The sequence below is a fragment of the Oscillibacter sp. KLE 1728 genome, from assembly GCF_934833455.1.
Taxonomy (GTDB): Bacteria; Bacillota; Clostridia; order Oscillospirales; family Oscillospiraceae; genus Oscillibacter; species Oscillibacter welbionis.
The window spans coordinates 1-9,580 of sequence record NZ_CAKVVF010000078.1 but is presented as its reverse complement, the minus strand read 5'-3'; the positions used below and the strand labels follow the sequence as shown (position 1 = coordinate 9,580).

The window sequence follows — 9,580 nt, the reverse complement described above, 5'->3', positions numbered from 1 at the left end:
GCGCTGGTGAGCCGCCGCTTCTCCGCCTCCTCTGGGGCCCGGCCCCGGAGCTTGGCCGCAAGAAATCGGTCAATCTGCCAGGCGCTGTCCGGTGCCTGATCCAGAGCCTCGTCCCACAGCTCCCGGGGTACGCCTTTCTCCCGCAGTTTCTCCCGAATGCGGGCCGGGCCATAACCAAGGCCGGCGCAGTGGCGCACCAGGACCGCCGCGTACTCCGCGTCGTTGATGGCGCCGATGGCCTCCAGCCACTCGGCGGCGTACCGCGCCTCCGCCTGACTGGCCCCCTTCTCCTGGAGCTTCCGCTCCAGGTCGCGGCGGCTCATGGCCCGCTTGCCGATGAGGTCCGCCGCCGTGGCCTTCACGTCGGAGACGCTGGCAGCCTTCTTCAGCTGCTCCAGACGTCTGCCGTCCAAATCATCTCCAGTCCGCAGGCCGAAGTCCAGCGCCTCCTGCTCTGTGATCTTCAGGCAGGCGCCGTCCTCCAGGAATACCAGCACCCGGCCCTTTTTGTGGGGGGACGCCTGGACGCGCTCAATCCGCATCTTCGAAGTCGTCGGCGCTCACATCCACCGCCCGGCCTGCCGCCTTGGCGGCGATGCGGGACTGGTTGCTCATCAGCTTGTCGAAGTTCCGGCGGATGTCCGCCTCCAGCTTGTCCGCCGTCTCCGGGTTCTCCTGGAGATACCGCTTGGCGGCGTCCCGGCCCTGGCCGATGCGGGTCTCCCCGATGGAGAACCAGGAGCCGGACTTCTGCACCAGCTCCAGCTTCACGCCCAGGTCCAGCAGCTCACCGAAGTGGGAGATTCCCTCGCCGTACATGATGTCGAACTCCGCCTCCCGGAAGGGGGGCGCCACCTTGTTCTTCACCACCTTGGCACGGGTCCGGTTGCCCACGATCTCAGAACCGTTTTTCAGCGCCTCGATCCGGCGCACATCGATGCGGACGGAGGCGTAGAACTTCAGCGCCCGGCCGCCGGTGGTCACCTCCGGGTTGCCGTACATGATGCCCACCTTTTCCCGCAGCTGGTTGATGAAGATGACGATGCAGTTGGTCTTGCCGATGGCGCCGGTGAGCTTCCGCAGGGCCTGGCTCATCAGCCGGGCCTGCAGGCCCACATAACTGTCGCCCATTTCGCCCTCGATCTCCGCCCGGGGCACCAGGGCCGCCACGGAGTCCACCACCACCACGTCAATGGCGCCGGAGCGGACCAGGGCCTCGGTGATCTCCAGCGCCTGCTCGCCGGTGTCCGGCTGGGCGATCAGCATGTCCTCCACCTGGACGCCCAGTGCCCGGGCATAGGTGGGGTCCAGGGCGTGCTCTGCGTCCACAAAGGCCACCTCGCCGCCCCGCTTCTGGGCCTCCGCGACGACGTGCAGAGCCAGGGTGGTCTTGCCGGAGGACTCCGGCCCGTAGATCTCCACAATCCGCCCCTTGGGCAGGCCGCCGATGCCCAAGGCCACGTCCAGGGACAGAGAGCCGGTGGGGATGTAATCCACGTTCAGCTCCGCCTTGTCGCCGAAGCGCATAATGGCGCCCTTGCCGTACATCCGCTCGATCTGGGCCATGGCCGTGTCGATGGCCCGCTTCTTATCGTCCGCCGGAGCCGCGTTGGGCAGCGGCGCTTTCTCTCTCGCCATTGTATTCTCCTCCTGATTCTCTATAAAAACTCTTTATTTCAACTCATCTGTAAGTCCCTTACTTCTCTGAGAGAGTCCCCAGCAGAGGGATCCAAACAGCATCCCTCCATACACGATCACCGCGCGGCCGCCAGGCAGCGTCTCCCGGACAGGGTCCCAATACTCAGGCGCATAACTGGACGGGTCTGTTTCAACCGCTGCAAAAAGGATAGGTCACCGCCGTGGCCGCCATGGAAAGGGCTGACGCCCTATACGCCGTATAGCGCGGCTTGGGCGAGTGCTTAACGAAACCCCGGCGCATCAGCGTCCAGCCCGACACCAGGGGCCCGGCCCACAGCAGGGTCGGACTTCCCGCCTCCTGCACATAAAACGGCAGCCCCACCATTGCCGTTCCTTTCTCTAAACGTCAGAGCTCTGTACACAGCGTTCCGAATACCACCCGGGGGATGTCGTGGTGGTCCTTCACCACCTGGATATCCCCGAAGCCTTGGGTCCGCATGATCCGCAGCACGTTGTCCGCTTGACCGATGCCCACTTCAAAATACAGACGGCCGCCGGGAGCCAGGGCCTCCTTCCACTTCTCGGAGATGCTCCGGTAGAAGTCCAGGCCGTCCTCGCCGCCGTCCAGGGCCAGATGGGGTTCATAGTCCTTGACGGAGGTGTCCAGCGTCTCGATGTCCGCCCGGGGGATATAGGGGGGATTGGACACGATGCACTGGAACTCTCCCAGGGATTTCTCCGGCTTTTCCCGGGCGTCCGCCTGCATGGGCACCACCCGGGCGGTAAGGCTGTTGCGGCGGACGTTCTGGCGGCAGATCTTCAGGGCCCCGTCAGACCACTCCCCCAGCACCACCCGGGCCTGGGGCACTTGGGCCGCCACCGCCAGCCCGATGCAGCCGCTGCCGGCGCACAGGTCCAGCACCCGGCATTCCCCCAAGGTCTTGATATAGCCAATGGCCTGCTCCGCCAGCACCTCCGTGTCCGGCCGGGGAATCAGCACGTCCCGGGAGATGTCCAGCGGGAGCCCATAGAACTCCCACTCACCGATAAGGTATGCCACCGGCTCGCCCTCCAGATGCCGCCGCACCAGGTCCCGGACCCGGTGCTCCAGCTCCGGGGAGGCGTACAGTCCCCCATCCCGGGCCAGCTCCTCCCGGCTCTTGTTAGTGCCGAAGCAAACCAACTCCCGGGCCTCCAGCGTGGCCTCCTCGATCCCTGCCCTCCGCAGCTGCTGGCGGATATCCAAATACAAATTGTTGTATGTCGTCGCCATAATACGCCTCATTATCAAAAATTCACCATTCGTCTTTCCCTTTTTCACTGGGCAAGACCAGCTCCAGGGACCGGATGGCGCACTCGATCATGGAGTCGTCCGGCTCATTGGTGGTGAAGTTCTGCATCCACATTCCGGGGGCCGTCAGGATTTTGGCCAGCCGACTGTCCTGCACGTGGCGGCCCACCCAGCGGTTGAACTCATAGGTAATGCCCACCACCAGAGGCAGCAGAATCAGATGTGCCAGTGTCCGCAGCCAGACATTGGTGATGGGCCAGATGCCGAACACCACACTGGACACCAGGATAGACACAAAGATCACCACGAACAGAAAGCTGGTGCCGCACCGGGGATGGTGCCGGGGCTGAATGCGGACATTCTCCACCGTCAGGGGTAGCCCCGCCTCGTAGCAGAAGATGGTCTTGTGCTCCGCCCCGTGGTACTGGAACACCCGGTAGATGTCCTTCTGCTTGGAGCAGAAGATCAGATACAGTAGGAAGATAGCCACCTTCAGCACGCCTTCGATCAGGTTCCGGCCCCACATGGGGAAGTCCGGGAAGAAGTGCAGCAGCCCACCGGTGAGGAAGGTGGGCAGCACCAGAAAGAGGAAGATGGACAGGCCGATACCCAGCAGCACAGAGAGGCCCACGATCAGCCCCTCCAGCTTCTTGTTGGAAAAGGTCCGGTCCAGCCACTGTTCAAATTTGGAGGGCTCCGTGGTCTCCTCCTCCGGATAGAAGTCCGCGGAGTACATCAGCGCCTTCACGCCGTTGACCATGGAGGAGAGGAAGTTGACGGTGCCTCGGATCAGGGGCCAGCCCAAAATGGGATGCCGGTCCTTGATGAGCCGCAGCTCCTCCACCTTCTCCACCAGATTGCCCTCCTGGTCCCGGACCACGATGGCCTGCTTCTCCGGGCCCCGCATCAGAATGCCTTCAATGAGTGCCTGTCCGCCGATGCTGGTGCGGAAGGCGCAGGATTGGGGTTGTTTTGCCATGTGTTTCCTTTCTAATTCCGTACAGTTGAATTCTACCATGCTCTGTACAGAAATGCAAACATTTGTTCGATTTTCGAAAATCATTCCTTGACCGGCAGGCAGATGGTGACCACCGCGCCGCCGCCATCGGCGTTGCCGATGGTGAAGATGCCGTTGTGAAGGCCGACGATCTCATCGCACACCGCAAGGCCGATGCCGCTGCCCCGGGCCTTGGAGGAGCCCTTGTAGAACTTCTGCTTGATGAAGGGCAGCTCCGCTTCCGGGATGCCGGGACCGTAGTCCCGGACCCGAACCACCTCAAACTCGCCCTCCCGGCTGATGGAAGTGTCGATCCGCTTGCCGGAGCCGCCGTGCTTGGCGGCGTTGTCCAGCACGTTGCAGAACACCTGCTTCAGCCGCTCAGAGTCGCCGGGGATGGGAGGCAGGTCCTCATCCCCGCACTCGTAGTTCAGTTTGATGCCCTCCTGCCGGAACAGCTCGCCGTAGGTGAAGATGGCGTCCTCAAACTCCGCCTGCAGGTCCACCTGCTCCATCCGGAGGGTGAATCGGCCGTCCTCCATCTTGGAGAATTCCAGCAGCTCCTCTACCATGGTAGAGAGCCGCCGGGCCTCGTTCAGAATGATGCGGATGCCGCGGCGCATCTGGGCGGGGTCATCTGTGGTGTCCTCCAGAATCGTCTCGCCCCAGCCGTTGATGGCAGTGAGGGGCGTCCGCAGCTCGTGGGACACGGAGGAGATGAACTCGGATTTCATCTTCTCGTTCTGGCCGATCTTGAGGGACATATCGTTGATGTTGTCCACCAGTTCCCCCAGCTCGTCCGTGTACTTGTTTTCGATCTGGAAGCCATAGCTCCCGGCAGAGATCCGCTTGGCCGCCTCAGACACCACGGCCACCGGCTCCACCACGTTGTTGATGAACAGCAGGCTGGAGATCAGCACCAGGGCCATGCAGATGCCTCCCACCGCCAGAATGATAAAGACCACCAGGACAATCTGCCGGTCCACCAGCTTCATGGACGTCACCAGCCGCATGACGCCCGCCACCCGGCCGTTGAACAGCAGGGGCGCTGAGACCGCCATGATCTTCTCACCCGTCTCCGGGTCTCTGCCTTGGAAGGGCGTGATCTCCTGATTGGTGATGGCTCTGGTAATATCGCTGGTACCCGGCGAGCTGCCTGCTGTCAGGCCGGAGGTGGACATCTGGATACGTCCGGTGCTGCCGATGAACTGCAGCTCAATCCGGGACTTGTCCTCATAGGTGTCCACTGCCTGGGTCGCCATCTGGTTGTACTCGGAGTAGCTGTTCATGAAGTAGTCGTTGAAAGCACTGGACATGGCCTCCGCCTGCTTCATCAGGCCGTTTTCCATGCTGCTGTAATAGTAGGTGGAAACGCCCACAGATACCAGCGTCACCAGCAGCATCAGCAGCACCAGCACCGGCAGAATGGTATTGACGATCCACCGCTTCCGCAGGCCCCGGAGGCGCAGCACCGTCCACTTCCGATCCCGTTCTTCCTCTGCCATGGGCCGCTCCTCCTTTCCCTGCGTTCCTTACGTCGGCATCACTGGCCGGCCGATTTTCTCAGAACCCCCACTTGTATCCGTATCCCCACACCGTGGTGATATACGTGGGATTCTGCACGTTGCTTCCCATCCCGCGGCGCGGGATGGGACCCCTTTCCTCAGCTTGCGCGGCGGAAGTAAATTCCACCTTGCGCCAAGGTTTTGGCTTCCGCCAAAACGCTTGTACGGGCCATCGGCCCGCCCCGCTCCGCGGGGCCCCGGACAACGCCCGGAGCCGCTCAGAACCCCCACTTGTATCCGTATCCCCACACCGTGGTGATGTACGTGGGATTCTGCACGTTGTCCTCGATCTTCAGCCGCAGGCGGCGGATGTTGACATCCACGATCTTCAGCTCGCCGAAGTAGTCCCGGCCCCAGACCATATCCAGGATCTCCTCCCGGGAGAGGGCCTTGCCCGGATTTTCCATGAACACCTTCATGATGGAATACTCCACCTGGGTCAGCTTGATTCGCTGGCCGTTCTTCTCCAGCGTCCGGTTGCGGGTGTTCAGCAGAAAGGGATCCTGCCGAATCTCCCCGGTCTGGGGGATCTCCTCTCCGCCGGCCCGGCGGAACAGGGCGTCCACACGGGCGGTAAGCTCTGCCGGGGAGAAGGGCTTGGTCACATAGTCGTCGGCGCCGGTCATCAGTCCCGTCACCTTGTCCATCTCCTGGGAACGGGCGGTGAGCATGATGATACCGATTTTGGTGTTGGTGGCCCGGATGCGGCGGCAGACCTCAAAGCCGTCGATCCCCGGCAGCATGATGTCCAGCAGCGCCACCCGGGTATCGGGGTTCTCCTTCAGCTTGTCCAGTGCCTCTTCGCCGGTCTCCGCCTCAATGACGTCGTACCCGGCACGGCGCAGGTTGATGACGATAAAGCTGCGGATGCTGGACTCATCCTCCAGCACCATTACTTTTTTCATTCGGCATACCGTCCTTTCTTCTCTGTCAGCTGTCGCCGGCGGACCACTCCGTGGTGATCAGGCTGAACGCCTCCCGCACCTCGTCTTCCGTCAGGCCGTATTCCCAGCTCCCATTTGCGTCCAGAAGCTCGGCCGTGTAGATGATCTCCGGCAGACGGCGCAGGATGACCCGGCCGCCCCGGGTAGCTCTGGCCTCGCGGCCGGAGCCTGTGAGCTTGGTGATCCGCAGGACATCCTGTGGTGGCTCCCCGCTGTCTCCCCGGTAGGAGAATGTGACCGTGACCTCCTCCGTCCCGGCCGTGCGGGTAATGAGGATCTGATCCTTCCACACGTCCGGCAGGCGCAGGTACCAGCCGTCCTCCACACTGTGGTAGGTGCTCACCACAGCCGCTTTGGTGCCGTCGCTGGTATAGGTATACCAGTCGATCCGCCGGCAGGGGTCCTCACCCACGTTTCCCCAGGCCGGGATCGGCTCGGGATGGGGGACCTCTGTGATACCGTCGCCGTTGATATCCTCCGGGTACAGGGAACTGAAGGGCGCGATCTCCGAAGACACCCCCGTCACGTCGGACAGCAGGATGTTCACCAGTTCTCCATTTTTCACGGTCAGGATGTCAGTGACCATCCAGGCCGACTCCTCCACCCCCGTGACGAACAGGGCCGGCGTACCGTCCTGTAGGACACCGCTCTTCACACGCCCCTGCTGGCTCAGCTCCGCCATGGTGCTGGTGATCCGTGCGGAGGTTCGCAGCTGGAACTCTTCCTCCTGCCAGCAGTAGTAATCCGCAATGCCGTTGCCCTCCTCATCGGCCCGGAGCACCACCAGCTCCCACAGGCCATCCTGATTCAGATCGTTGACCGCATATTTCACATAGCTGGTGCCCTGCACCAGCTCCTCCGGCTCCCCGGACCGCAGGGTGTAGACGGAGAGGGCCAGGAGGTCCGTATTGACCCGCCAGCCCACCAGCAGCTCCTTCCGGCCGTCCTGGTCCAGATCCTCGTAGGCAATGCTGTAAATGCTGGTGCCGGTGCCCTCAATGACGGCAGCCTGCTCATATCCCTGCTTTCCGGCGGTAAAAATATAGATCTTCAGGGGCTTCTCATCCGCGGAGTTGCGGAAGAAGGCCAGCGCCTCCTCCTCGCCGTCTCCGTCCAGATCCTCCAGCTGTACGGGCTGGATGTTGCTGCCGGAGACGGGGGCCGCGTACTCCGCCCCGCTCTCCAGCAGCTGGTTGAGTGAGCTGTTCAGCTCCGTGTACTCCTCCGGCAGCTGCGGCAGGCTGTACAGGTCCGTGGGGGAAAAGGAAAATCCGCAGCCGCTGGCGGACAGAAGCAGAAGCAGGCCGACCGCTGCCGTCAGCATCCGCTGTATTCGCTGTCTCATGGCCTCCTCCTCTCTGCCGGTGGGCTGCCCCCGCCGAAAAACGCATAATTCAACTTATATATGATAGCACGTTTTCTCCCTGATGTGTAGGGGTTGTCAGCATTTTTCCCGCATTTTACGTTCTGTTCATTTTTCCGCCGTCCCCGGTCGGAAGGCCGCGATCAGGGCCAGCTTCCGCCTGCGATCCAGCCGTTTGATGGCGGCCTCCCGCCGCAGGGCCGCAGACCGGTCCGGCACCGCCTCCTGGTAGACCAGCTCCACCGGCAGGCGGCTGCGGGTGTACTTGGCGCCCCGCCCGCTTTGGTGGGCCTGGAGGCGGCGGGGCAGGTCGTTGGTGCAGCCTGTGTACAGTGTGCCGTCCCCGCAGCGCAGGATGTAGACCAGATAGCCCATACCGTCCCTCCTCTGTCCGATGAGACCAGTATACCACAGCCCGCCGCCCCGTCAAAGGGCTTTCCGCATGGGGACTTCCCTGCCCGGCATAGGAATGATGGTACAGGGAGGGATTCTATGTTGTCTGCCGCACTGCTGCTCTTCGCCAACACGCTGCTCTTCTCACTCCGCCTGTCCGGCGGCGGGTCGTTTCCAAAGCCGCTGTCCGCCGCAGAGGAGCGGGAATATCTCCGCCGCTACGCCCAGGGAGATCAGGAGGCCCGGGATGTACTCATCGAGCGGAACCTGCGCCTGGTGGCCCACATCATCAAGAAATACTATACCCAGAGCGCCGATCAGGAGGACCTGATCTCCATCGGCACCATCGGCCTCATCAAGGGCATCTCCAGCTTCGACCCGGAGAAGGGCGCCCGCCTGGCCACCTACGCCGCCCGCTGCATTGAAAACGAAATTCTCATGTACTTCCGCAGCCAGAAAAAGCTCCAGGGAGAAGTCTCTCTGTCGGATTCCATTGAGACAGACAAGGAGGGCAATGCCCTCCAGCTGATGGATGTGGTGGGCGTGGATGACACCATGCTGGACGATATCCACGACCGGGACAGCGCGCTCCGGCTCCACCAGATCATCCGGGAGCGTCTGACCACCCGGGAGGCGGAGATCATTCGCCTGCGGTACGGGCTGGGCGGCACCATCCCCCTGACCCAGAGGGAAATTGCCGCCTCCTTCGGGATTTCCCGGTCCTATGTGTCCCGCCGCCGCTAATGTAAGCGAAGCCCGGAGAGTCTTGATGGACAAGACTTTCGGGCTTCAAGTGCAACTGGGGTAGCACTGCGGTTATTGTAAATGGTAAAAATTTTAGGAAGATAAGCGGCTGTTCATCAAATTATATCAACATTCGAAAAATAATGTTACTGAGATATTGGTGATAAATATTTCTTTTTTATTAGCTCCTTTAATTCATCATTGCTTCTGATAAGCTTCAAAATACGATCCGGATAATTATCAACAATTGTATTTTTAGCAATGTACTTTGTAAGTTTTCCTTTAAAATTGGCAATAGCTAAAGCGTCTTCATATTTTTTGCTTTTGATGATAGTTTCGATAGTCGCTAATCTTTCTGTGTAAAGCTCATCAATTTCCTTTTCTGATGTGACTGAAAGCAGCTCCGTCTTTAGATTGCTAATATCGTGCTTTTCATGAAGAAAATTCTCCTTAAACTTATTGTTAATAATATTATTAACATACCATACAGTTTGCTGAACTTTATTAGCTTCGAATTCTTTCCAAAACAAATCAAAATAATTCTGATTTGCCATATCTCCTGACATAAAAGTCTTAATAGCCGTTTCAATAATGACCGAATCACATAGTATATTTTCGATTTCATTAATAGGAATTGTGTAGATG

At 60.5% G+C, this 9,580-nt stretch carries 10 protein-coding genes; 1 reads left to right on the top strand and 9 read right to left on the bottom strand.

From position 1 onward, the window contains the following. The 8 genes from QVE23_RS08850 to QVE23_RS08815 form a co-directional block, all read right to left on the bottom strand. Window positions 1-542, bottom strand: a 542-nt coding sequence (locus tag QVE23_RS08850) for a regulatory protein RecX (RefSeq protein ID WP_287966815.1), incomplete at its 3' end; no start/stop codon positions are given. Beyond that, window positions 532-1,638 (bottom strand): recombinase RecA, encoded by a 1,107-nt coding sequence (recA, locus tag QVE23_RS08845; protein ID WP_021749624.1) that lies wholly within the window; start codon window positions 1,636-1,638, stop codon window positions 532-534. The genes recA and QVE23_RS08850, both read right to left, overlap by 11 nt. 406 nt (window positions 1,639-2,044) lie before the next feature. Continuing rightward, window positions 2,045-2,911 (bottom strand): peptide chain release factor N(5)-glutamine methyltransferase, encoded by an 867-nt coding sequence (gene prmC, locus QVE23_RS08840; RefSeq protein WP_036630536.1) that lies wholly within the window; start codon window positions 2,909-2,911, stop codon window positions 2,045-2,047. Window positions 2,912-2,933: 22 nt separating this feature from the next. Then, a complete protein-coding gene (locus QVE23_RS08835) occupies window positions 2,934-3,908 on the bottom strand; it encodes a DUF1385 domain-containing protein (protein ID WP_025544566.1) in 975 nt (324 codons plus the stop codon). An 80-nt stretch (window positions 3,909-3,988) separates the two neighbouring features. After that, complete coding sequence (locus QVE23_RS08830; RefSeq protein ID WP_021749627.1) at window positions 3,989-5,431, bottom strand: sensor histidine kinase; 1,443 nt, start codon at window positions 5,429-5,431, stop codon at window positions 3,989-3,991. Window positions 5,432-5,709: 278 nt separating this feature from the next. Further along, window positions 5,710-6,396, bottom strand: a complete 687-nt coding sequence (locus QVE23_RS08825; protein WP_021749629.1) for a response regulator transcription factor — start codon at window positions 6,394-6,396, stop codon at window positions 5,710-5,712. Window positions 6,397-6,421: 25 nt separating this feature from the next. Further along, complete coding sequence (locus QVE23_RS08820) at window positions 6,422-7,780, bottom strand: FG-GAP repeat domain-containing protein (RefSeq protein ID WP_021749630.1); 1,359 nt, start codon at window positions 7,778-7,780, stop codon at window positions 6,422-6,424. A 126-nt stretch (window positions 7,781-7,906) separates the two neighbouring features. After that, on the bottom strand, window positions 7,907-8,173 hold the full coding sequence (locus QVE23_RS08815) for a GIY-YIG nuclease family protein (protein ID WP_021749631.1): 267 nt from the start codon (window positions 8,171-8,173) through the stop codon (window positions 7,907-7,909). Between the two features lie 117 nt (window positions 8,174-8,290). On the opposite strand from QVE23_RS08815, the gene sigK reads away from it, so the two are divergent. Next, the gene (gene sigK, locus QVE23_RS08810; RefSeq protein ID WP_287967959.1) at window positions 8,291-8,935 is read left to right on the top strand and encodes an RNA polymerase sporulation sigma factor SigK; all 645 of its coding nucleotides are present in this window, start codon (window positions 8,291-8,293) and stop codon (window positions 8,933-8,935) included. A gap of 146 nt (window positions 8,936-9,081) precedes the next feature. Here sigK and QVE23_RS08805 read toward each other — a convergent pair. Further along, window positions 9,082-9,580 (bottom strand): hypothetical protein (locus tag QVE23_RS08805; RefSeq protein ID WP_287967958.1); only part of this gene is annotated, 499 nt, incomplete at its 5' end.

Coding starts and splice junctions, on each gene's coding strand:
- sigK (WP_287967959.1), top strand. CDS start 8,291: ATGTTGTCTGCCGCACTGCTGCTCTTCGCCAACACGCTGCTCTTCTCA.
- QVE23_RS08820 (WP_021749630.1), bottom strand. CDS start 7,780: ATGAGACAGCGAATACAGCGGATGCTGACGGCAGCGGTCGGCCTGCTT.
- prmC (WP_036630536.1), bottom strand. CDS start 2,911: ATGGCGACGACATACAACAATTTGTATTTGGATATCCGCCAGCAGCTG.
- QVE23_RS08815 (WP_021749631.1), bottom strand. CDS start 8,173: ATGGGCTATCTGGTCTACATCCTGCGCTGCGGGGACGGCACACTGTAC.
- QVE23_RS08830 (WP_021749627.1), bottom strand. CDS start 5,431: ATGGCAGAGGAAGAACGGGATCGGAAGTGGACGGTGCTGCGCCTCCGG.
- QVE23_RS08825 (WP_021749629.1), bottom strand. CDS start 6,396: ATGAAAAAAGTAATGGTGCTGGAGGATGAGTCCAGCATCCGCAGCTTT.
- QVE23_RS08835 (WP_025544566.1), bottom strand. CDS start 3,908: ATGGCAAAACAACCCCAATCCTGCGCCTTCCGCACCAGCATCGGCGGA.
- recA (WP_021749624.1), bottom strand. CDS start 1,638: ATGGCGAGAGAGAAAGCGCCGCTGCCCAACGCGGCTCCGGCGGACGAT.